The following is a 22,053-nucleotide window of genomic DNA, read 5'->3' on the forward strand; positions in this document are numbered from 1 at the left end:
ATAACCATTAATATACGAGGGGGATAAAGGGTGAATACATTATCAAATAAGATTCGCGATTTAATTGGGCAGTCAAGGGGGACATGGGGTGTTGTTTTAGAAGATTTGGATTCAGGTGAAAAGTGGGTATTAAATGAGCATGAACTTTTTTATGCAGCGAGTGTTATAAAAGTGCCCATTATGGCTGCAGTCTTCTCTGCTGCTGAAAGGGGAGAACTAGCATTAACCGATCAAATCATTCTAAAGGAAAAAGACTTTGTAGGTGGTTCAGGTGTTCTTCAACATTTAACTGCTGGAACGTCACTATCTATTCAGGATCTTGTGATGCTGATGATTATTCAAAGTGACAACACAGCAACCAATATATTAATAGATCAAGTAGGGGTAGAACATATCGTACAGACAATGAAAGAAGTGGGGATGGAAAAGAGTACCTTTTACAATAAATTAATGATGAATAACCCTAATCCAAAAGGCTTTAACCGAATTGCAGCTTCTGAAATCACAAAGCCTTTAAAGTTAATGGCCACTGGTGAATTGGTAAGTGCAGATGCCAGTGAGCAAATGATTGCTATTATGAAAAAACAACAAATAAAAGACTGCTTACCAGAAAAGTTGCCTTCTCCATATTCCAATTTCAATAATGGAATGACTTCTTGGGAGCTGGCGCATAAAACAGGTTGGATTCCGGGAACTCGTCATGATGTTGGTATTTTTTATGTTGGCGAACGGAAACTAATCGCAACTGTTTTATCCAAGGAAGAAGATGATCTAGTGTCCAAGCAAATTCTAGCCGAAATCGGAGAGGAAATATATAACTATTTACAAGAAAGCTCAATAGACGATTAGAGAAAGTAAAACAACCGATTCCTTCCAAAAGAGGAATCGGTTTTCGCATGTTATAATAGAAGTATTATTGGAGGGAATACATTGACGAATTATAGCCGACAACCGGCATTCATTTATACATTTGCATATAACGATGCAGAACGCTCCCTATGCCATTTAGAGATGCGCTCTTTTTTTGGAGTAGATACAGAAGTCAAAATCATAAAAAGCCATGTGGAGATAGATCCTAGTAGAAGCCCTTTTATGAAAGGAAGAGTAGAAGTCTTAGCAGATGGGGACAATGTGGAAGAGATCATTTCACAAGCACCGATGTTTGGCAATGAAGAACAGACAAACAAAGTAATATTTTTAAAAATTAACGATCGACAAGGAAAAGATAAAATCGAAAATACGGAACGTCTTCAAATAGAACGAGCAATCGGTAGTGAGATGCAAGGAGATTTTGACTTACATAATCCGGATGAATTATATGCAGTAGTTCCGTATGGCGGTCGCTGGTACTTTGGATTGTATACGAAAAGTGAGCCTATTTGGTTTAAGCATATGAAAAAACCAAGAGAGTATTCGACTGCACTTAGCACGAGAGTGGCTCGCGCGGTAGCAAATATCGCAGTTCCGCGTCCTGAAGGAATTCGAGCAATCGATCCTTGCTGTGGAATTGGAACAGTTCTTGTCGAAGCTTTATCAATGGGGATAAATATAGTCGGACGAGATATTAATCCACTCGTTTGCGTCGGCTCCAGAGAGAATATCGCGTATTTCGGTTTAACAGGCGATGTAAAAAAAAGTGCGATTGAAGACATTACCGAGACATACGATGTGGCGATAATTGATCTACCTTATAATTTATATACGCATGCATCATGGGAAGAGCAATTTACCATTCTGAAACATGCTAGAAGAATAGCTAAAAAGGTCATCATTGTCACGATTGAATCGATGGATGAGCGATTAGAATCAGTTGGTTTTCAAATAATCGATCGTTGTATTACGAAGAAACAACAGTTCTCGCGCGAAATAGTCGTATGTATATAATGTAGAACGAAAGGAGAGCACAGGATGAAGGATCTATCCGTTGTTGGACTTTTAGACGTAATAGGCGAATTATTTTCAGATGAAATATCCATTGCAGTATCCGATAAAGAGAAGTATATCTATTATCGATCGAGTAAACGAATAGATTTGAAAATAGCGCCTGGTGATCCGGTTGTAGAAGGAACGCTTGCTTATAAAGCAATGAGTGGTAAGCAAAAAGTGTCTGAGTTTATCGACCGTGAATTGTTTGGAGTTCCATATCACGGCATGGCTGTACCTTTTCAACATGAAGGAGAACTGGAAGGTTGTGTATTAGCCATTTATCCGGCATTTACGGAAGGAAAGTCTGTAATAACGATTAAAACGCAAGATGGATGGATTCCTATTTCTTTCGCTGATGTAATTTATTTAGAAGCGAAAGATCGAAAGACACATATTGTGACGAAGACATTCTCCGGAACGCATACAAGCTCCTTACAAAACTTTGAATATCGCCTGCCAAGAGAATCTTTCATACGCTGTCATCGTTCGTTTATCGTTAATGTTCATCATATAAAGGAAATTTATCCAGATACACATTCCACATTTCTTTTAGCAATGGAAAACGGCGAAAAAGTATCGGTTAGCCAGTCATACTCCAGTTATTTCCGAAAGTTACTAGGATTTTAATAATAAAGAGCTTGTATAGAGGAAACTATCCTTTTATTCAAGCCTTTTTTATGTAATTACTATTATAAAATAACAGATAAGAAATAAGGGTGAAAAAATTTGCTGCTTTAACCTTTAAATATTCTGTTTTAATCAATCAATGCCTGTATTCACCTAGTTTTTTCTAAATTGTGACAATATGCGATAAAATAAAATATATGTATCATACGAGGAGGATTAACGATGGAAATGAATCTTGAGCGTATCAAAGATAGCAGCTTACATGATCTAGTTGTGAAAGCGGAGGATGCTGCATCGTGGATTAGAGATGGTATGACATTAGGTTTAAGTGGATTTACACGTGCGGGTGACGCGAAAGCGGTTCCATTTGCATTAGTCGAGCGATCTAAGAAAGAAAAATTTAAAGTCAACATTTTTACAGGAGCTTCTTTAGGCTCTGATCTAGATAAGGTATTATCGGAAGCGGGTATTATTAACAAACGCTTACCTTTCCAAGCAGATGCAACTATGCGCAAAAATATTAATGCTGGCAATCATTTATTTGTTGATCAACATTTATCACATACAGCAGAAATGATACGAAATCGAGCCTTACCGCAAATTGACTTCGCTATTGTGGAAGCGATTTCGATTACAGCGGATGGTATGATTATTCCTACTACATCTATTGGTAACAATTTAGCTTTTCTAACGCACGCCAAAAATATTATTGTAGAGATTAACCTAGACCAATCTGAACAATTAGAAGGATTGCATGACTTATATGAACCCGCCGAACAAGGTCAAAGACTACCGATTCCATTAACGAGAGCAGATGATCGAATCGGTACAGTTGGTATGCCTGTTGATACGGATAAAATTAGAGGAATTGTTTTTACTAAATATACTGATTCACCATCACCAATTGTTCCACCAGATCACGAAACAAAAGAAATGGCACAGCATTTAATTTCTTTCTTACGTGAAGAGGTACAAGCAGGAAGACTTACAAATAATCTAGCTCCTCTCCAAGCTGGTATTGGTTCGGTTGCAAATGCAGTATTACATGGACTTATCGATTCTGAATTTGAAGATTTACAAGTATACTCGGAAGTGCTGCAAGACTCCGTGTTCGAATTAATCGATGCAGGAAAAGTTAATTTTGCATCTGCTTGTTCCATCACACTGTCAGAAGAGATGATGAAGCAAGTTTACGGGAACTTGGAAAAGTATCGAGATAAATTAGTATTACGTCCACAAGAAATTACTAATCATCCGGAAATTATTCGTCGACTCGGGTTAATCTCTATTAACACGGCGCTTGAGTTTGATATTTACGGAAATGTCAACTCTACTCATGTTTCTGGAACGAAAATGATGAATGGTATAGGCGGTTCAGGGGATTTCGCTCGTAATGCAAAACTTGCGATTTTCGTCACTAAGTCCATTGCAAAAGGCGGCAATATTTCTAGTATTGTACCTTTCGTAGCGCATGTGGACCATACAGAGCATGATGTAGATGTAGTTGTGACAGAGCAGGGATATGCGGATCTTCGCGGGTTAGCTCCAAGAGAACGAGCAGAACTAATTATTAATAATTGCGTACATCCAATGTATAAAGCACAATTACGTAATTACTATGAAGAAGCTTTAACAAGAGGTGGACAAACCCCTCATGTTCTTGAAAAAGCATTCTCGTTTCATACGAATCTAGCGGAAAATGGAACGATGCTTGTTGAGGAAGAAAAATCATACGTATAATTCAAAAACCGATCTCACATATGATGAGATCGGTTTTTCGATGCTTTACATGTAGTAGGTATGTTAGTTTTAGAAATAATGCGTCTTAGCAAGTTGAATAAAGTGACCGCAATGATTTTCGCTACAGGGCGGACGCTTTCCGCGGGGTGAGCGATGAACCTTCACCGACGCTACGCGTGCGCTGTGAAGTTTCATCTGTCTCACTCATCCCTCCGGAGTCGCCGCCCCTTCCGCGAAAATCAAATAAAATTGCTAGCTAATCAGTTTCAAATCTTACAGTATATGGTTGGACGAGACAAAATCCACTGCGAACATGACAAAGACTACCCCGAGCCCGACAAAAAGACCGCTCAACACGACAATCCCGAAGACCCTATCAGTAAGACGCATTATATCTACATTATGCAAAGTATTCTTTAAAAGGGTATTTATTAATGAATATCTTTTTTCTTAAATCGCCCGCCGCGTACTTCTGCAATATTGCCAATTGCCAAAAATGCATGGTCATCAATTTCTTCTACAATTGATTTTAGCTTTGCCTCTTCTAACCTAGTAACGACCGTGAAAATCACTTTTTTATTATCCCCCGTATAGGCACCTTCCCCGTGTAAGTAAGTTACTCCACGCCCAAGTCGATCCATAATAGCGTCCCCGATATCTTCTATCCGCTCGCTAATAATATAAATAGATTTGGACTCATCCAAACCTTGAATGACAATATCAATCGTTTTGAAAGCAATGAAATAGGCTAAAAATGAATACATCGCCTGTTCCCAAGTAAATACAAAGCCCGCCACACTGAAAATAACTAAGTTAATAATCATAATAATTTCACCAACTGAAAATGGCAGAGCTTTATTGAATAAAATCGCTAGAATTTCCGAGCCATCTAAGGAACCACCGTTTCGAATAACGAGTCCGACACCCATTCCTAAAACGATTCCACCAAATACAGTGGAAAGTAATAAATCAGAAGTAATGGCATCAATATTATGTAAATAAGAAGTGCAAATAGATAAAATAGTAATACCGAATAGGGTTGATAATGCGAAGGTTTTTCCTATTTGCTTATAGCCTAGGAAAAAGAATGGGATGTTCAAAATGAATATAAATATACCTAAACGAACCCCTGTGAGGTGAGAAATGATGATGGATACCCCAACGACTCCACCGTCTAATATTTGGTTTGGTACTAAAAATAATTCTAATCCAATGGCCATTAAAATGGCACCGATAGCAATCATTAGCGTACGTGCAAAAATAATTTTTTTAGGAGCATTTCTATGAGGAAGCTTTCCAATTTTGGTTTCTCTGTTTAGTTCTGCCGATATGTCACTCAATTTAATCCCCTCTTTTCTAAAAGAATATGTCTATTCTTATAGTTTATAGAATGTACTGCTATTATCAAAGGAAAAAGCGTTAAGTTTTGTGGAAAATATATTGAAAAGGATATGCTATAATAAGTGGATAAATTTATCAAAGAGGGAGAATATACGTGACAATTATTCAAGGACTAATTAGTTTTATTTTGCATATAGATGAACATTTAGTGGACATCATCCAAAACTTCGGTGTATGGTCATATGCCATCTTATTTTTGATTGTTTTTATTGAAACAGGAGTAGTCATTTTTCCGTTCTTACCAGGAGATTCTCTATTATTTGCAAGTGGAGCATTAGCTGCGGTCGGGGCCTTTCATATGGCGCTATTATGGATTGTCTTTTTTGTAGCAGCCGTTCTTGGCGATACGATGAATTATCAGATTGGGAAAAAGGTTGGTACTTCTATTCCCCCTAATAGTTTACTTGGAAAATGGATTAACCAGGATAAGCTACATAAATCACAGCAGTTCTTTAATAAACATGGGGGAAAAACAATTGTCATCGCACGGTTTATGCCATTTATTCGCACGTTTGCACCGTTTGTTGCCGGAGCAAGCAAGATGAATTATCGTTATTTTATTACTTACAATATAGCGGGTGCAGCATTATGGGTGACTGTAGTTACGTTACTTGGTTATTTCTTGGGAACTATTCCTATTGTGAAAGAAAACTTTTCGACAGTTTTGTTGTTGATTATCTTTGTTTCTATTTTACCGGGAATTATAGGTGTTTTGAAAAGCCGTCTAAAAAAGTGAAAGTGCTACACATGTTGTAGCGCTTTTTTATTGACAATAAGTGTAGATGTAATTAAGATGGTTACATCCGGAGGTGAAAAAATATGAAAATTAGTAGTCGTTTTACAGTCGCTGTTCATATATTATCTCTAGTAACGATAAACCAAAACGTCCTTTGTACGTCTGAGTGGATTGCAGAAAGTGTTAATACAAATCCTGTTGTAATCCGAAGGGTAATGGGGAAGCTTAAACAGGCAGGACTTATTGACATTCGACGCGGCCAGGGTGGCGCTAAACTTCTCAAACCATTACATGAAATCACATTATTAGATGTATATCATGCGGTAGAAGTAGTGGACGAAGGAGAACTTTTTCAAATGCATGAAAATCCAAATCCCAATTGCCCGGTAGGTGCGAATATTCAAGGAGTGTTAGAGTTAATACTATTCCGTGCACAAGATGCAATGGAGGCAGTTTTAAAGGAAGTTACGATGGATGAGTTAGTTCAAGTATTAGGTCAAAAAATTGGATCATAAACATTCAATTTTTTTACTATAGTCGTAACCTAAGGAGTTACAACAAATTAAAATTTTATCGGAGGTAAGTAATATGAAAATAGGCGTAATTGGAGCAACAGGTAAAGCAGGAAGTTTAATTTTAAAAGAGGCAGCAGACAGAGGGCATGAAGTAACTGCAATTGTAAGAAATGCTACTAAAATGAGTAATCAAGAAGTCCAAATTTTAGAAAAAAGCATATTTGATCTTACTTCAGATGATGTGAAACAATTTGACGTAGTTGTAAATGCATTTGGTGCTCCACTTGGTGAAGGGCAAGTACATGTAGACGCAGGGCATGCTTTAATCGAGGTGCTTAAAGGCACAGATACACGTGTAATTGTAGTAGGGGGAGCAGGAAGCTTATTTGTGGACGAAGCCAAAACTATTCGCGTAATGGATACACCTGATTTTCCGGAAATTTTTAAACCAACTGCTGATGGACAAGGACGCAACTTGCAAGAACTGCAAGAAACAACGGATATTAAATGGACATTTGTAAGTCCGGCTGGTCACTTTGATGCAGAAGGTAAAAAAACAGGTTCTTATCAAATCGGAAAAGATAATCTCATTTTAAACTCAAAAGGCGATAGTTATATTAGTTACGCGGATTATGCTATTGCTATTGTGGATGAAATTGAAAATGCTCAGCATGTAAATGAACGTTTTTCTGTTGTAGCGGAAGCAGAGTAAGTAATGGAAATAGGTATTTATACATTTGGAGACCTCGGTCCAAATCCGCATACTGGGGAAACAATTAGTGCAAAGCAGCGTTTAAAAGAAGTGATTGAATTAGGAAAAATAGCAGATGAAGCGGGTCTCGATATTTTCGGAGTTGGGGAACATCATCGATTGGATTACACGGTTTCGTCCCCAGCAGTTGTCCTTGCTGCCGTTGCTCAGGCTACAAAACATATTAAACTGACAAGTGCAACGAGTGTTATTAGTACACTAGATCCTGTTCGTTTATTCGAAGACTTTGCTACGTTAGATGTGATTTCCGAAGGACGGGCAGAAATCATCGCAGGCAGAGGAGCATTTGTAGAGTCGTTTCCTCTTTTTGGATATGACTTAGATGATTATGATGCGTTGTTTGAAGAAAATATAAAGTTATTTCAACAGTTAAATACAGAAGAAATAGTCACTTGGCAAGGTAAATTCCGTTCTAACCTAACAAATGCTATGATTTCTCCCAGACCAATTCAAGAAAAACTGCCACTATGGGTTGGAGTAGGTGGGACTGCTAAGAGTGCAGTCAGAGCTGGGAGACTTGGAACAGGATTGGCAATTGCTGTATTAGGTGGACCGCTAACACATTTTAAATCCCTTATAGATTTGTATATACGAGCGGGTGTTGAAGAGGGACATAAACGAGAAAGTTTACCAATTGCTGTAAATGGTCACACATATATAGCAAAAGAAAGCCAACAAGCAAAGGACGAGTTTTATCCTTATTATGCGAATTATTGGTCGTATGTAAATAAGCAAAGGGGGATGGGTACAAGGATATCCCGTTCCGATTTTGAGCAGATGGCAAGTCCAGAAACTGCACTTTTTGTAGGAAGTCCCCAGCAGATTGTAGAAAAAATTCTTCGACAACATGAAGCATTTGGACACCAGCGATTTATCGCACAAATGGATATTGGTGGGCAATCATTTAGTGAGATCGCAAAAGGAATTGAACTACTTGCAACAGAAGTAGCACCTATAGTAAGAAGAGAAACAAGTAAATAATTGTAGGGAAAATGGTTCAGATGCAAGAAATGCATTTGAACTGTTTTTTTTGTATTTTGGTGACTTTCTGCAAACAATATATCTATGTTGCTTTTTAGGAATAATGTGTCGTAAGAAAGCTCTATTAAGTGTCCTCTGGGATTTCCGCTTCAGGGCGGATGCTTTCCGTGGGGTGAGCGATGAGCCTTCACCGCCGCTTGCGCGTACGTTGTGAAGTCTCACCTGACTCACTTAGGAACAAAGACTAGGAGCGCCACATCGTGTGGCAACGCCTTCGTGACCAACATCCTGTTGGCCTCCGCTGGAGTCACCGCCCTTTCGCTCCAATCCAAAAGGAATTGCTTATTTATCAGTACCGACTTGCTAAAACTAAATATTAAGCAGTTTTTCACATGCGTGCATCCAGAGAATGACTTTGGGTAATAAATCAGTCATGGAAAGCAACCAATTCTTGAAATAATAAGTTTACTTGGAATGAGACGCCGATGAATAAGGTGGTTTATCCCGAGTTAATTAGGCTTTATCCAATTCCTTTTATGTAGAGAAAGCATTTTCTAATTAGGTTTACTAAATAGCACGCAGTGAACCTGAGCAATTTACATCTCCGAACTGCAGAACTAAATTAGAAAGAAATTCTCATGGATTGTAGCGTAAGGGCGGAAAGCGTCCGCCCTGCAGCGAAAATCCCTGCGGTCACTACGACGCATTATCCCTATATTGCGCAAACTACTATTTAGCGGAAGCCGCGAATTGTAATTAAAGGGCACTTCTGTTTTCTTTAAATATACTGAACTGAATATTTGTAATTATTATTCAAATCTGACATCATTGAATTGAGACTATTTTTATTTTAATAGTTTTAATAATGCATAGACAAATATGTAAGTACATATATATTTGTGATGTGCAAAAATGTTACTAAGGGGAGGAATTACAAAATGGTTTATGCATTTCCGAATACAGAAGGTTCAAAGGTTTCGTTTAAGGACAAGTATGAAAACTATATTAATGGTGAATGGACACCCCCAGTAAAAGGACAATATTTTGATAACGTTACACCGGTTACAGGTAAAGTATTTACACAAGTTGCACGATCAACTGCAGAAGATATCGAGCTTGCATTAGATGCGGCGCATGCAGCAAAAGATGCATGGAGCAAAACTTCTGTAGCAGAACGGTCCAATATTTTAAATAAAGTAGCAAATCGAATCGAAGAAAATTTAGAAATGCTAGCAGTAGCAGAAACATGGGATAACGGAAAAGCAGTTCGTGAAACATTAAATGCAGATTTACCACTTGCTATTGATCATTTCCGTTATTTTGCAGGGGCTATCCGTGCTCAAGAAGGTGGACTAAGTCAAATTGATAATGATACAGTAGCATATCATTTCCATGAACCGCTTGGCGTTGTGGGACAAATTATCCCTTGGAATTTCCCGCTTTTAATGGCGGTTTGGAAGCTAGCGCCGGCACTAGCAGCAGGTAACTGTGTCGTGTTAAAGCCGGCTGAACAAACACCGACATCCATTTTAGTACTAGCCGAGTTAATTGGAGATTTATTACCTCCTGGTGTTTTGAATATTGTAAATGGTTTTGGCTTAGAAGCTGGAAAACCGCTAGCATCCAGTCCGCGAATTAGTAAAATTGCATTCACTGGGGAAACAACAACTGGACGATTAATCATGCAATATGCTTCTCAAAACTTAATTCCAGTAACGTTAGAACTTGGAGGGAAGTCACCAAACATTTTCTTCGAAGATATTATGGACGAGGATGATGCATTTTTAGATAAAGCGGTAGAAGGATTTGTTTTATTTGCTCTGAACCAAGGAGAAGTATGTACATGTCCTTCACGTGCACTAATTCAAGAGTCTATCTATGATAAATTCATGGAACGTGTTCTACAAAGAGTGGAAGCAATTCAAACAGGAAATCCTTTAGATCCCAATGTGATGATGGGTGCTCAAGCTTCCACAGAACAAATGGAGAAAATCTTATCTTATTTAGATATTGGTAAGCAAGAAGGCGCAGAATGCTTAATCGGTGGAGAGCGTAACACACTAGAGGGCGAACTAGCAGAAGGGTATTATATTAAACCAACTGTGTTTAAAGGGAATAATAAAATGCGTATTTTCCAAGAGGAGATTTTCGGACCAGTAGTATCAGTTACAACGTTCAAAACGAAAGAAGAAGCACTAGAAATTGCCAATGACACATTATACGGATTAGGATCTGGTATTTGGACACGAGATATGAATACTGCATATCGTTTTGGTCGAGGTATTCAAGCGGGACGCGTGTGGACAAACTGCTATCACCAATATCCTGCGCATGCTGCATTTGGTGGATACAAAATGTCGGGAGTAGGTCGTGAAAATCATTTAATGATGCTTAGTCACTACCAACAAACGAAAAACCTTCTTGTAAGCTATAGTGAGAACAAGTTAGGATTCTTCTGATTTAAGAAAGGGTGCGTGTAGATGGTTGAACGCGTAATTGCAACGGACGCTGCACTAGAACTCATTGAATTATTGAAAAGTAAGCATGGTTCTTTAATGTTCCATCAGTCAGGTGGTTGCTGTGATGGTTCTTCCCCGATGTGTTATCCCGATGGAGACCTTATTGTAGGAGATCAGGATGTATTATTAGGCCATATTGGTGAAGTACCGTTTTATATGCATAAAAGCCAGTTCGATTACTGGAAGCATACGCAGCTAATCATTGATGTAGTGGAGGGGCGAGGGGGAATGTTTTCCCTTGAAGGGGTAGAAGGGAAACGTTTTCTGACAAGATCTCGTGCATTTACAGAAGAAGAAAATAATCACTTACAAGCATAAAGAGCGAATGGGGGAGTCGAAAAGATTTCCTCATTCGCTCTTTTCATGAAAAAGGACTAATCATTTATTATTTAATGAAAAAATATTAGTTCGAATATTGTTATAATTATGTTAAACTAATATTGATAACTAGTACAATTTAGTTGGGTATGTTTAGTTGGAAGGGAAGAGTACATAGCAATGATTATTGGTTTACTTATTATACTACTGTTCGTTTTATTTTTACCTTTTAGTGTTAAATACGTCGAGCATAACTTAGAAGTCTTTTTATTTATCATGGGAATTGCAGCAGCGATTGTTAGTGGCGTATTGGATATGTCTTTGTTTATAAAAGCGCTAGAAGATCCTATTAAAATTACGCTAGCTGTTTTAGTGGCAGGATTATTATTCAAGTGGCTTCAAACTCCTTTAGAAAAAGGAATTTTAGGCATAAGTAATGCAATGCCTTTTCGTTTATTTAGTGCACTAGTTGTCATTGTTTTGGGATTACTTTCTAGTGTCATTACTGCAATTATCGCGGCTTTAGTGCTTGTGCTAATCGTTAGTGTGATTAAACTTGACCGTAAATCAGAGGTACGGCTCGTTATTTTAGCTTGTTTTTCTATTGGTCTAGGGGCAGCTTTAACACCAATTGGAGAACCACTTTCGACAATTGCAATTAGCAGATTAGATCAAGACTTTTTCTATCTAATCCGTCTAATCGGACCTGAAATTATTTCTGCGGTTATCATTTTTGGGATATTAGCTGCTTTTCTTGTAAAGCCGAAACAAAAAGAAGAAGGTCTATCTAGTAGGCAAGAAAGCGAATCATATAAAGAAATTATTATTCGAACAGTTAAAATTTACTTGTTTGTAATGGGACTAACATTACTTGGAGCAGGTTTTGAACCACTCATTAATAATTACTTGCTTGATTTGAATCCTGCTATTTTATATTGGATCAATATGATTTCAGCTGTCTTGGATAATGCTACGTTAGCCGCTGCTGAAATCAGTCCAGCTATGAGTGAGGAAACGATTCGAGCGATTCTACTAGGACTTATGATTAGTGGGGGAATGCTCATTCCTGGGAATATACCGAATATTATTTCTGCAGGTAAACTAGGTATTCAAAGTAAAGAATGGGCGAAGTTTGGGTTCCCACTTGGACTAGCAGCAATGGTTGTATATTTTATTGTGCTATTCGCATTCTAAATTATATAAAGCAAGAGTGGGTGGAAGTGTCTATGGAAGGCTCTTTTGTCCACTCTTTTCGGTTTTTCAGTATACTTATAGATAATAATAAAAAATGAAAGAGGTTTTCGCAAATGGTAGAAAAATTATTACGTGCTCATGCATCAGTTCGAAAATATAAAGACTACACGCTTACGAAAGAAGAGGTATCAGCATTAGTAGAAACCGCTCAACATGCAGCGAGTTCCCACTTCGTACAAGCATATAGCGTTATTTGGGTAACAGACGCAGCTAAAAAAGAGGAACTAGGTAGACTTTCACAAAACCCTAAACAATTTGAAACAGCAGGTGCAGCGTTATTACTATGTGCTGATTTTCATCGCCTACAAGCAGCAGGAAAACTACATAATACAGAAATTGAAATCGATACAACTGAAAATGTGTTAGTGGGAGCAGTGGATGTTGCTTTATTTGCACAAAATCTAGTGATTGCTGCAGAATCCAGAGGATTTGGAATTTGCTTCATAGGCGGTGTGCGCAATGCTCCTGCAGAAATTAGTCAATTAGTTGACTTGCCGGAAGGTGTTTTTCCGCTATTTGCGATAACTTTAGGTGTGCCCGACCAACATAATGAAGTGAAACCTCGTCTACCAGTTGCCGCCGTATTACATGAAAATAATTACGATAGCGCAAAATACGAATCTCTATTAACGGAATATGATCATACGATGGAGGAATATTACGTAAGCCGTCGTTCCAACCGAAAAGAAGTGACTTGGACACAACAAATGGCAGAATATTTGAAGAGCCCTCGTCGTCTACATATGGCAGATTTTCTAGCGAGTAAAGGATTCCATTTGAAATGAAATGGTCAATCGATCTTGTGAAAAGCTATATGGAACCTCATCGAAACGAGAAAAATGCATTGCCGATGGCTGCGTATATGAAAAATCATTTTTCGTTTTTAGGTATTAAAACGCCTGAACGTAGAATATTATTTCGAGCACTCGTGAAAGAAAATGAGCTTCCCACTTTGGATTCTGTACAAGAAGCGGTATGGGCACTTTTTCAATTAAAAGAGCGAGAATATCATTACGTAGCTATTGAATTACTAGCCAAATACCAAAAACAATTAACAGTCGAGGATTTACCTTTTTGCTTAAAACTCATTGAAACAAATTCCTGGTGGGATAGTGTTGATGCCATTGCTCCTAAAATTGTTGGGGATATTGTGAGAATGGATAGAGTAGAAGGGGAGGCTGTCATGATGGAGTGGGCGAAGTCTGCTAACATGTGGACAAATCGTGCTTCCATCTTACATCAGTTAAAGTACAAGAAAGAGACGAATGAAGAATTATTATTTGCAACCATTAACCGACATGCTGCTTCCAAAGAGTTTTTCATTCAAAAAGCAATCGGCTGGGTACTTAGAGAGTATGCAAAAACAAGTCCAGAAATTGTTCGACAGTTTGTAGAAAGCACACAACTTGCACCACTAAGTAAAAGAGAAGCATTAAAGCATTTTAAATGAAAGGTTTTGTACTAGGATATGGTTGACTAATCAACGTCTAAACTTAACAGAGCCAATTAAAAAAGTAGAGAGTAGGAATGGTTGAAGTTCCCCTCTCTACTTTTTATAGAGATCCATTTATTTCGAATAAAAATTTTCCGTGTAGTAAGGCGTGGCATCTTCGTTAAAAGCGGTCCCTACCCCTAGATTTCGGTAATTAGCATTTAATATATTTTTTCGGTGACCCATAGAATTCATCAACCCTTCATGGGCGAAAATACTACTCGTTTGTCCGTAAGCTAAGTTTTCACCAGCGTAAGAAAAAGTTAATCCATCCTCCTCTAGTCGATCAAAAGGGGATTCTCCTTTTAAATTTTCATGACTAAAATAATTGTGAATTGCCATATCCTCACTATGTTTTCGAGCTGTGTTACTTACAGCTTCATCATATGTAAGAATAGATAAACCTCTTATAACTCGTGCGGAATTTGTTAAGTCAAAAAGTTGAAATTCAAATCCCGTCTTTAGTTCCTCAGATGGCTCACCAAATGTTTTTATGTGATTTTTCTCCACGGATTCCTTCATAATTTGTATAGCGGTAATCGTGTTATTTTCATGTAAATCATAAAAGAATGTTACATAATTATCATCAATTAAAAACAGATCATATTCCCCTGCATCGGGTAGTATATAAATGATATTTCCCTTTTTTAATTTCTTAACAGGTTCACCTAGCTTAGCAAGAACCTCGTCTCTTGTACTATCCATATCTAAACCTAAAAAGGAAGACTCGGAAGGTTGATTTGTAAACATGGCATTCACCATATTTTTGCTATCGTATGAAACCATCATGAAATTTTGATAATCTTCATGGTACGTATGCCAGACTAAATTATACTCATTCAAGCTTACTCGTTTCGCATTACCGTGAATTTTCTCAATATCGCTTTTTTTCATCCCAATGGTGATTTGATCTAATTCAATTCCTTCACCAGGAAGTGTTTGTTGATTGGAAGAAATATTTGTGGCTGGTTCCTCTTTAATTTCTTTCCAGTAAGCTATTGCTTCGTTCAAATAGTGCGTGACCTCTATTGAATCGATCCATTCATCTACAGGTTCTAAAAAAGTAAGGTCTACATATTTTGCAGCATGCTCTTCCCATAATGGTCTAGAGAAGAACATGGCCAAAACTAAAAGGAGCAACCAGCCTATTGTTTTCATCCAATTCACCTTCTAACCTATTTCTTAATTTCACCACAAACAATTCGACTTCCAGAATTGCCGGAAGGGTCTGTCTTATAATCATCCGCGTTTTCATGGATAATAATAGAGCTACCATCCGCATCTAACAAGGAGTTACTTTTTCCTGCGGCTAATACTACTGCGGGTGATACTGTTTCTACTTCTACTGTACCATTTGCATCAATTTCGATGTTTGGTAAATCTCCTAAGTGGTAGCCTTTTGGATTTTCAAAGCCGTGCTCTTTATGTGTAGGGTTAAAGTGGGCCCCTGCAGTTTTGAAATCTGGTTTCTCACATAAAGCTGTTTCATGGAAGTGGATAGCCTTCACTCCTGGTTGCAGACCTTCTGCTTTTAAGAGAATATGAACACCTTTTGCTTGATCACTTAGTGTAGCCTGACCTACTTCTTTCCCTTCTGAGTTAATCAGTGAAACTTGTACTTGTTCATTCAAATCGGCATCTGCTAATGGAAAACTACATCCACTAAGTATAACTATTACTAAAACGTATAAACTAATGTATTGTTTCTTCATCGAATTCCCTCCAATATATATGTCCACTCAAGTCTTGCCAAATAGAGGGATAATATACATGATAATATACATATAGGAACGAAAAAAATGGAAAAGAAAAACCGTTCAGCGATTTATGCTAAACGGTTTTTCTTCTTTTGTAATCCCATAAACAAAATAAGGGCAACAATAACAAATACGGAAGACAATAAATATAAATTTTGATAGCCAAACTGAGTGGCTATCATTCCAAGTAGGAAAGATCCTACTGCTAATCCCGTATCAAATAATGTAAAGAATGTAGCAGTCGCATATCCACTTCTAGCGTGCGTTGTAGATTGGATAGCAAGTGTTTGAAAGCTCGGTACAACCGCTCCGTAACCAAGACCGATAAATGCACCTGAAAGTAAAAATAGGAAAGGTGAATTCATGAAAGCAAGTAAAACAAGGCCGATAACGAAAGAAAGTAGCCCGGGAATAATAATATACTTCGGTCCCTTTTCATCAAAAATTCGTCCTGTATACGGTCGAGTCACTAGCATCACGATTGCAAATACTGCAAAAAAGCTGCTTGTTAAATGTAGTACTCCTTTTTGTTGCGAATAAATCGACAAATAAGAGAGGACACCTGCATAGGAAAAACCTACTATACTAGCATTAAGTGCAATAGGCAAAGCCTTTTTCTCAAAAAGGTCATTCCAAGTCAATCGGTTTTTTGCAGGAGGAGTGTCGGGTCTCTTGTCAGCGGGTATTATTAAGGCCGCAAAAGCACCAATAATGAGCAAGGCGGTCAATGTTAAAAACATTGCATCGTAGGAGAAAGATTGAATAATGGTTAAAGTAATGAAAGGACCTACAACAACTGCTAAGTTTGTAGACATAACAAAATATCCTAATCCTGCACCACGTCTAGAAACGGGAATATTATCTGCTGCCAAAGATCCACTTGCGGTCGTTGCGATACTAAAGAAAATCCCTTGCACGAGTCGTAAAACTAATAACATCTCAAAGGGTTCCACAAAATAATAAAGCGCAGTGCATAGCAGATATAGAAGGAGAGTAGTCCAAAGTACTTTCCGCTTACCGAATAAATCTAATATTTTTCCAGAGAAAGGTCGTACAATAATTGCAGAGATTAAAAAGATAGTCATTAATAAACCCGCATCTTCATCTGAACGATTTAAAACATCCGTTGCATAGAGAGGAAGTGCGGATACTAAACCATAAAATATAATAAAAATAGAAAAGTTTGTTGCAAACAAACTGATAAATGCTTTTGTCCAAATAGGCTCTTTGTTGTTCACATGTATTACTCCTTATTTAATTTTGCGTAAAAGCTCGATTAATATAGTTTCTTCTTCCTTTGTTAGACCCTCGACCATTCTTTCTTCGAATGCAAGGATAGATTCTTTAATGGCGGAGAAGTCTTGTGAAGCCTTTTCTGATAAACGGACAATTTTCTCACGACGGTCTTTTCCAGGACGAATGTCAATCCATTCAAGCTCAACTAAACGATAAACAGTACGAGTAATGGTTGGTGCTTCCACGTTTAAATACTTCCAAATTTGCGTTAATGTCATCTCTCCATGTTTTTGAATTGTGTAGAGAACTGTCCATTGGGATGCGTATAAATTGTGTTTTTTTAAAGTAAGATTTATTTCATTCGTTAAAAAGCGGGATTTCTGAAAAAGCTCATGAAAAAGTGGGTTCATTATCAAACGGCTCCTTTTAAGATACGAGAAATATAATTACCTAGCTAAATATATTTTACTACGATTTAAATGCTCTGTAAAGATAGGGGAAAAGGGACTTGAATTGAATGAGGAACACTTGTCCAAACTAATTAAAAATGTGAAAGTAAGGAGGCTAGGTGAGATGACGAAATTTCCCATAATACAAACGAATATTTGGGACTCTCTTTGGGCCGTACCAGTTATCATCGTTTTAACTGAAATTTTGAAATTGATGTTACCTATTCGTCCGCAATATATTTCGGCTATTGCTACATCAATTGGACTTATCATTTCTATTTTTATAAGCCATCCACATGATTTATCGGCTGGCATTTTTATGGGATTTTTTTATAGTGGGGCTGCGATTGGATCCTATTCGTCTATTAAAACGTCCCTTAAAGCTTACCGTAATCGTGCGTAAAAAAACCGAGCATTGTCGCTCGGTTTTTACTTTAGAAACATTGAAAAGACGATATCCTATTTAAATCTGTTCCATAATATGTCCACATGCGTCCAGTCCATCTAAATCCAGCCACGGATCTTCTACCAACAAACGTTGGATAAAACCAAAAAGAACTTCCATTTACAAGCCAGATAAATGTATTTCGGAATAAACAACCTCTTATAGAACCCGCCTCAACCGCAAAGGTCCCTACAGATTGTTGCTGACGCTGGGGGACGAATGACGGCGGTGGGCTTGTTGGTGGATTTCCTTCAGGATTATGTTGCTGCCCTGGCGGTGGAAAACTAGGGGGAGATGATGGCCCTTGCCCCGGGAACTGCCCCGGGAACTGCCCCGGAAATTGCCCAGGTAAACGACTAGGGAACTGATCAATTGGGGGCATCATTGGCATCGTACCTCCAGGGAAATTTTGACCGCCCGATTGAAACTCGTTTTGGTCGTGGGGAAATTGAAATTGATTGCTCAAACTAAAAATCCTCCTTTCCTGACATTGTCAAGTTAGTATATGGAAGGAGGATTTTTATGGAACGGTGATTCACCTTATTAAATATAAAAAAGTGCTTTTTCTATTAATTGTTCACTAGATAATGTTTTTTCTCCTCCTCCTTGTGCCATTTTTTCGTTGCCTCCTCCTTTTCCATTAATGCAAGGGAGGACACTTGAGATCAGTTCTTTCATACTTCGCTCCAAAATGTCGCCTTTAGCAGCTACTATTTGTAGTTTGTGTTCATTATCTGAAACAAGAATGCAAATTGTTTCAGGCGCCACCGCTACTACTGTTTTTGAGAGCTTTTGCAGCTCTTGAATGGAGCGATTTTGAAAAGTAGCAGTAATGACAGACGTTTCTGCTTTCGATAATAATTCTTTTGCTTCATAGTGTATGAGCATGTCTTTTAAATCAGCTATTTGCTTTTCAAAAGCTTTTCCGTTGTCTAGCAATACCTTTGCTGCATCTACTAGTTTATCTTCCGGTGCACTTAAGGTGCTTTTTAAATTTAATAAAATATGTTGCTTACGATGTAAATGCGTAAGTACTCTTTCACCACAAACGAATTCGACCCGAATATGTCCTTTTTGTTTTTCGGTTTGTAGTATCTTGATTAGTCTAACTTGTCCCGTTTCTTTCGGATGTGTACCTCCACATGCGTTGTAGTCAAAATCAGGGATGATGACGAGTCGAATATTTTCTTTTAGAGTGGTCGCTTTTCGTAATTTGTACTGGTTAAGTTCTTCCAAGGTTACCCACCGCGTGTTGATTGGTCGATTTTCCAAAATAATTTGATTGGCGAGTTTTTCTACTTCTCTTAATTGTTCACCTGTAACGGCAGCAGTGTCTAAATCGATTGTTGCACTTTCTTTTCCTAAGTGAAAACTAATCGTTTGGAATCCAAATAAGCTTTCAAAAGCAGCGGATAAAATATGTTGTCCAGCGTGTTGCTGCATATGATCAAAACGCCTTTTCCAATCAATTGCACCTTCTACATGCTCAGTACTAGCAGGGAGACTGTCTGCAAGAAAATGTCTTATCTCTCTGTCGATTATTTCTACATTTGTTACACCAATCCCATTAAGTGTACCTATATCATGTGGCTGTCCGCCCCCAGTAGGATAAAATGCAGTTTCTGAAAGGACAACATAGTCCCTTTCCTGTTTAATAACTCTTGCAGAAAACGTTTGTATGTATGGATCTTCATAGTAAAGTTTGCTCTTCATACAAAATCACTCCTTCCATCGTATATATTAAGAGTAATCTTATTATTTGCAATAGTATTTGTCCAATTGTTTTACTATACTGAGAGTAGATAGAAAGGAAGAATCGAGGAACTAATAATGAATGAACGAGCGCAAGATTATTGGAATACATTTTGGACAGGGAAAGAAATGCCGGAATCCGTTAGTGCATGGCAATTTGGAGGTAATCCAGATGAATTGGCACAGCTTGTAGTAGATGGAGTGAAATCAGCGACATGTTCTGGGCATATATTTTATGAGATAGAAAACGAGGCTCTTCCGAAAGTGGATGACTATAGTATTGTATTAAATAGCAAAGAGGAACCTGTTTGCATCATTCGAACTTCTGAAGTTAAGGTAATGCCTATGAATGAGGTTCCGGTTGATTTTGCATATTCAGAAGGGGAAGGAGATCGTTCCTACAAGTATTGGAAAGATGTCCATATTGATTTTTTTACTAGTGCACTTAAAGAGATAGGGTTAGCGTTTACGGAGGATATGCTTCTAGTTTGTGAGCGTTTTGAATTGATCGACGTCAAATAATGGGGTGAAAAAATGTTTCAGTCAGTAAAGTTATATACAGATAAACTAAAACAACTAAAGGGCTTCTATGGAAATGTATTAGGGCTCACTATTCTTGAATCAGGCAATGAGTATTTCAAATTATCCATCGGTACGTCCACATTAACTTTTCAGCAATCGACTAAAACGACTTTATACCACTTCGCTATTAATATTCCTGGAAATCAGTTTACACTTGCAAAACATTGGGCAAAAGATAGAGTCACGCTAAACAGGGAAGACGCAGTAGATGAAATCTATTATTCCCGTTTTGATGCAGATGCATTTTATTTTGAAGATCCGGCAGGAAACATAGTTGAACTAATTGCCAGACGGTATGTAGATAAGTGGAGTGATTTCAGTATCGACTCCCTTTTAAATCTAAGTGAAGTTAGTATAACTACTCCATTTGTCCAAGAAGTAGGAGAGCAAATACAAGACATTGGTGTGCATGTTTCAGGTCATGTGGATATCGAGCCAAATGTGCTTAATTTTCTAGGAAGTAAGGATACATTTATTTTATTAGTCCCTCCAAACAGAAGATGGTACTTTTCAAAAAAAATGAGTGTCACTTCGCCTATTGAAATAGAACTTACAGATGGCCAAACGATAAATGTATCGGAAGATGGAAAAGTAGTTATAACATAATGAAAAGTGACTAAGCACCCTTTCTCTAAAGGGTTACATAGTCACTTTTCTTAGTTAGAATTCTCCTTCAATGCTCGCATTAAACTCGAATACGTTTTAATACTTGTAAAATCGATATCTAGTGAAAGAATAGATTGTGCTAACTCTGGGCGAATACCTGAATAAATCGCTTCGACACCGATAAGGTTAAGCGCCACTATTAATTTGTATAGATGGTGTGCGACCATTGAATCCAGTACTGGAACTGCCGAAAAATCAATAAAAATAGTGGTGAGTTTTTTTGCTGAACTTTGATCTAAGGTAGATTCAAAAATTACTTTTGCTCGCTCATTATCAATATTTCCAACGAGTGGCAACACACCAATACCTTCTTTAATAGGAATGACAGGGCTGCTAAGTTCTGTAATTAGTGCCTGCGTAGTAATCAGAACCTTTTGTGAGTAGTCATGGTGGTGCTTAGCAAAGATCTCGATGATATAATCGATAGCCGTATTCATCAAATCAGACCAAATGACCACCTCTATTCCTGTTACTTGTTCATCTCTCTGTTGGATAAACTTTTCGACAAAATTCCAAAATATCTTCCGAACTTTATTGAATCCATGAATACTTTCATAGAGAGGAAAAGATTCTTCCACTCGTATCTCTGCCACTTGGAATGCACGATTTTCAATATATGTACGATAGTCTTTCTTATCTTGGATGTATACGGAGGAAATCGCCTCTATTAGCAAACTGTTTTCATTTCTCAGGAATCCTTCCGTATCAGGCGTAGCGAAAGATGGATCGTCTAAAAGCTTACTTGCTAGCCACTCCTCAGTTATTTTTGATTTATTCTCAATGATAAAGTTGTAAAGTTCCCTGTTTAAGTCGCTCATTTTGCATTCTCCTTCACTGTTCGTCCTAGTATGTATATTGTAGAATATTGCTGACTTATATTCTAGT

Annotated in this window: 24 protein-coding genes; 16 read left to right on the plus strand and 8 right to left on the minus strand. The window is 37.8% G+C overall.

Going from position 1 to position 22,053, the window contains the following annotated elements; genetic code table 11:
* The first annotated feature begins 30 nt into the window (after positions 1-30).
* From ACIQYS_RS07035 to scpC, 4 genes are all read left to right on the plus strand, one after another.
* Complete coding sequence (locus ACIQYS_RS07035; protein WP_402976715.1) at positions 31-849, plus strand: serine hydrolase; 819 nt, start codon at positions 31-33, stop codon at positions 847-849.
* Between the two features lie 81 nt (positions 850-930).
* Positions 931-1,884, plus strand: a complete 954-nt coding sequence (locus ACIQYS_RS07040; protein ID WP_402976718.1) for a TRM11 family SAM-dependent methyltransferase — start codon at positions 931-933, stop codon at positions 1,882-1,884.
* Positions 1,885-1,908: 24 nt separating this feature from the next.
* Positions 1,909-2,553, plus strand: coding sequence for a LytTR family DNA-binding domain-containing protein (locus ACIQYS_RS07045; protein WP_402976723.1), 645 nt, complete (start codon positions 1,909-1,911; stop codon positions 2,551-2,553).
* A gap of 222 nt (positions 2,554-2,775) precedes the next feature.
* A complete protein-coding gene (scpC, locus tag ACIQYS_RS07050; protein ID WP_402976729.1) occupies positions 2,776-4,293 on the plus strand; it encodes a succinyl-CoA:acetate CoA-transferase ScpC in 1,518 nt (505 codons plus the stop codon).
* 431 nt (positions 4,294-4,724) lie between these two features.
* Here the strand turns inward: scpC and ACIQYS_RS07055 are convergent, their stop codons facing one another.
* Positions 4,725-5,537, minus strand: coding sequence for a YitT family protein (locus tag ACIQYS_RS07055; protein WP_483880182.1), 813 nt, complete (start codon positions 5,535-5,537; stop codon positions 4,725-4,727).
* A 251-nt stretch (positions 5,538-5,788) separates the two neighbouring features.
* Here ACIQYS_RS07055 and ACIQYS_RS07060 point away from each other — a divergent pair, with 251 nt between their 5' ends.
* The 9 genes from ACIQYS_RS07060 to ACIQYS_RS07100 all read left to right on the plus strand — a co-directional run bounded on the left by ACIQYS_RS07060 (position 5,789) and on the right by ACIQYS_RS07100 (position 14,239).
* On the plus strand, positions 5,789-6,430 hold the full coding sequence (locus ACIQYS_RS07060) for a DedA family protein (protein ID WP_402976734.1): 642 nt from the start codon (positions 5,789-5,791) through the stop codon (positions 6,428-6,430).
* A gap of 83 nt (positions 6,431-6,513) precedes the next feature.
* Entirely contained in the window at positions 6,514-6,945 is a 432-nt protein-coding gene (locus tag ACIQYS_RS07065) for an Rrf2 family transcriptional regulator (RefSeq protein WP_402976739.1), read from the plus strand.
* A 73-nt stretch (positions 6,946-7,018) separates the two neighbouring features.
* Positions 7,019-7,657 (plus strand): NAD(P)-dependent oxidoreductase, encoded by a 639-nt coding sequence (locus ACIQYS_RS07070; protein WP_402976742.1) that lies wholly within the window; start codon positions 7,019-7,021, stop codon positions 7,655-7,657.
* Between the two features lie 3 nt (positions 7,658-7,660).
* The gene (locus ACIQYS_RS07075; protein WP_402976745.1) at positions 7,661-8,698 is read left to right on the plus strand and encodes an LLM class flavin-dependent oxidoreductase; all 1,038 of its coding nucleotides are present in this window, start codon (positions 7,661-7,663) and stop codon (positions 8,696-8,698) included.
* A 938-nt stretch (positions 8,699-9,636) separates the two neighbouring features.
* Positions 9,637-11,157, plus strand: a complete 1,521-nt coding sequence (gene adh, locus ACIQYS_RS07080; RefSeq protein WP_402976748.1) for an aldehyde dehydrogenase — start codon at positions 9,637-9,639, stop codon at positions 11,155-11,157.
* 21 nt (positions 11,158-11,178) lie between these two features.
* On the plus strand, positions 11,179-11,535 hold the full coding sequence (locus ACIQYS_RS07085; protein ID WP_402976750.1) for a DUF779 domain-containing protein: 357 nt from the start codon (positions 11,179-11,181) through the stop codon (positions 11,533-11,535).
* 180 nt (positions 11,536-11,715) lie between these two features.
* Positions 11,716-12,729 carry a DUF1646 family protein gene (locus ACIQYS_RS07090; protein ID WP_402976753.1) on the plus strand — a complete coding sequence of 338 codons (1,014 nt, stop codon included), beginning with the start codon at positions 11,716-11,718 and terminating at the stop codon, positions 12,727-12,729.
* A gap of 113 nt (positions 12,730-12,842) precedes the next feature.
* On the plus strand, positions 12,843-13,574 hold the full coding sequence (nfsA, locus tag ACIQYS_RS07095) for an oxygen-insensitive NADPH nitroreductase (protein ID WP_402976756.1): 732 nt from the start codon (positions 12,843-12,845) through the stop codon (positions 13,572-13,574).
* Positions 13,571-14,239 (plus strand): DNA alkylation repair protein, encoded by a 669-nt coding sequence (locus tag ACIQYS_RS07100; protein ID WP_402976759.1) that lies wholly within the window; start codon positions 13,571-13,573, stop codon positions 14,237-14,239. The genes nfsA and ACIQYS_RS07100 overlap by 4 nt, the downstream gene beginning before the upstream one ends.
* Before the next feature lie 117 nt (positions 14,240-14,356).
* On the opposite strand, the gene ACIQYS_RS07105 is transcribed toward ACIQYS_RS07100, so the two are convergent.
* From ACIQYS_RS07105 to ACIQYS_RS07120, 4 genes are all read right to left on the minus strand, one after another.
* Positions 14,357-15,439, minus strand: a complete 1,083-nt coding sequence (locus tag ACIQYS_RS07105) for a CAP domain-containing protein (RefSeq protein ID WP_402976762.1) — start codon at positions 15,437-15,439, stop codon at positions 14,357-14,359.
* Positions 15,440-15,456: 17 nt separating this feature from the next.
* Positions 15,457-15,993: a superoxide dismutase family protein gene (locus tag ACIQYS_RS07110; RefSeq protein ID WP_402976765.1), complete on the minus strand. Its 537-nt coding sequence runs from the start codon at positions 15,991-15,993 to the stop codon at positions 15,457-15,459.
* Positions 15,994-16,106: 113 nt separating this feature from the next.
* Positions 16,107-17,276, minus strand: coding sequence for an MFS transporter (locus ACIQYS_RS07115; RefSeq protein ID WP_402976768.1), 1,170 nt, complete (start codon positions 17,274-17,276; stop codon positions 16,107-16,109).
* 12 nt (positions 17,277-17,288) lie between these two features.
* Positions 17,289-17,684 carry a MarR family winged helix-turn-helix transcriptional regulator gene (locus ACIQYS_RS07120; RefSeq protein ID WP_402976771.1) on the minus strand — a complete coding sequence of 132 codons (396 nt, stop codon included), beginning with the start codon at positions 17,682-17,684 and terminating at the stop codon, positions 17,289-17,291.
* A 163-nt stretch (positions 17,685-17,847) separates the two neighbouring features.
* Between ACIQYS_RS07120 and ACIQYS_RS07125 the strand changes: the two genes are divergently transcribed.
* On the plus strand, positions 17,848-18,126 hold the full coding sequence (locus tag ACIQYS_RS07125) for a hypothetical protein (RefSeq protein ID WP_402976774.1): 279 nt from the start codon (positions 17,848-17,850) through the stop codon (positions 18,124-18,126).
* A 31-nt stretch (positions 18,127-18,157) separates the two neighbouring features.
* Here the strand turns inward: ACIQYS_RS07125 and ACIQYS_RS07130 are convergent, their stop codons facing one another.
* Positions 18,158-18,559, minus strand: coding sequence for a transporter (locus ACIQYS_RS07130; protein ID WP_402976777.1), 402 nt, complete (start codon positions 18,557-18,559; stop codon positions 18,158-18,160).
* A gap of 152 nt (positions 18,560-18,711) precedes the next feature.
* Complete coding sequence (locus tag ACIQYS_RS07135) at positions 18,712-19,881, minus strand: alanyl-tRNA editing protein (RefSeq protein WP_402976780.1); 1,170 nt, start codon at positions 19,879-19,881, stop codon at positions 18,712-18,714.
* A 117-nt stretch (positions 19,882-19,998) separates the two neighbouring features.
* On the opposite strand from ACIQYS_RS07135, the gene ACIQYS_RS07140 reads away from it, so the two are divergent.
* Together ACIQYS_RS07140 and ACIQYS_RS07145 are read left to right on the plus strand one after the other, a co-directional pair.
* Positions 19,999-20,442 carry an ASCH domain-containing protein gene (locus ACIQYS_RS07140; RefSeq protein ID WP_402976783.1) on the plus strand — a complete coding sequence of 148 codons (444 nt, stop codon included), beginning with the start codon at positions 19,999-20,001 and terminating at the stop codon, positions 20,440-20,442.
* 12 nt (positions 20,443-20,454) lie between these two features.
* Positions 20,455-21,108: a hypothetical protein gene (locus tag ACIQYS_RS07145; protein WP_402976786.1), complete on the plus strand. Its 654-nt coding sequence runs from the start codon at positions 20,455-20,457 to the stop codon at positions 21,106-21,108.
* A gap of 50 nt (positions 21,109-21,158) precedes the next feature.
* Here ACIQYS_RS07145 and ACIQYS_RS07150 read toward each other — a convergent pair whose 3' ends face one another.
* Complete coding sequence (locus tag ACIQYS_RS07150) at positions 21,159-21,986, minus strand: STAS domain-containing protein (protein WP_402976789.1); 828 nt, start codon at positions 21,984-21,986, stop codon at positions 21,159-21,161.
* Positions 21,987-22,053 lie beyond the last annotated feature (67 nt).

Origin of the sequence: Psychrobacillus sp. NPDC096426 (assembly GCF_044762745.1) — a bacterium.
Classification (GTDB): Bacteria; Bacillota; Bacilli; order Bacillales_A; family Planococcaceae; genus Psychrobacillus.

Bases quoted from the DNA above. Each gene is read 5' to 3' on its own strand.
- ACIQYS_RS07045 (WP_402976723.1), top strand. From the start codon at position 1,909: ATGAAGGATCTATCCGTTGTTGGACTTTTAGACGTAATAGGCGAATTA.
- scpC (WP_402976729.1), top strand. From the start codon at position 2,776: ATGGAAATGAATCTTGAGCGTATCAAAGATAGCAGCTTACATGATCTA.
- ACIQYS_RS07055 (WP_483880182.1), bottom strand. From the start codon at position 5,537: ATGATTGCTATCGGTGCCATTTTAATGGCCATTGGATTAGAATTATTT.
- ACIQYS_RS07065 (WP_402976739.1), top strand. From the start codon at position 6,514: ATGAAAATTAGTAGTCGTTTTACAGTCGCTGTTCATATATTATCTCTA.
- ACIQYS_RS07070 (WP_402976742.1), top strand. From the start codon at position 7,019: ATGAAAATAGGCGTAATTGGAGCAACAGGTAAAGCAGGAAGTTTAATT.
- ACIQYS_RS07075 (WP_402976745.1), top strand. From the start codon at position 7,661: ATGGAAATAGGTATTTATACATTTGGAGACCTCGGTCCAAATCCGCAT.
- adh (WP_402976748.1), top strand. From the start codon at position 9,637: ATGGTTTATGCATTTCCGAATACAGAAGGTTCAAAGGTTTCGTTTAAG.
- ACIQYS_RS07085 (WP_402976750.1), top strand. From the start codon at position 11,179: ATGGTTGAACGCGTAATTGCAACGGACGCTGCACTAGAACTCATTGAA.
- ACIQYS_RS07090 (WP_402976753.1), top strand. From the start codon at position 11,716: ATGATTATTGGTTTACTTATTATACTACTGTTCGTTTTATTTTTACCT.
- nfsA (WP_402976756.1), top strand. From the start codon at position 12,843: ATGGTAGAAAAATTATTACGTGCTCATGCATCAGTTCGAAAATATAAA.
- ACIQYS_RS07100 (WP_402976759.1), top strand. From the start codon at position 13,571: ATGAAATGGTCAATCGATCTTGTGAAAAGCTATATGGAACCTCATCGA.
- ACIQYS_RS07105 (WP_402976762.1), bottom strand. From the start codon at position 15,439: ATGAAAACAATAGGCTGGTTGCTCCTTTTAGTTTTGGCCATGTTCTTC.
- ACIQYS_RS07110 (WP_402976765.1), bottom strand. From the start codon at position 15,993: ATGAAGAAACAATACATTAGTTTATACGTTTTAGTAATAGTTATACTT.
- ACIQYS_RS07120 (WP_402976771.1), bottom strand. From the start codon at position 17,684: ATGAACCCACTTTTTCATGAGCTTTTTCAGAAATCCCGCTTTTTAACG.
- ACIQYS_RS07125 (WP_402976774.1), top strand. From the start codon at position 17,848: ATGACGAAATTTCCCATAATACAAACGAATATTTGGGACTCTCTTTGG.
- ACIQYS_RS07130 (WP_402976777.1), bottom strand. From the start codon at position 18,559: ATGCCAATGATGCCCCCAATTGATCAGTTCCCTAGTCGTTTACCTGGG.
- ACIQYS_RS07135 (WP_402976780.1), bottom strand. From the start codon at position 19,881: ATGAAGAGCAAACTTTACTATGAAGATCCATACATACAAACGTTTTCT.
- ACIQYS_RS07140 (WP_402976783.1), top strand. From the start codon at position 19,999: ATGAATGAACGAGCGCAAGATTATTGGAATACATTTTGGACAGGGAAA.
- ACIQYS_RS07145 (WP_402976786.1), top strand. From the start codon at position 20,455: ATGTTTCAGTCAGTAAAGTTATATACAGATAAACTAAAACAACTAAAG.
- ACIQYS_RS07150 (WP_402976789.1), bottom strand. From the start codon at position 21,986: ATGAGCGACTTAAACAGGGAACTTTACAACTTTATCATTGAGAATAAA.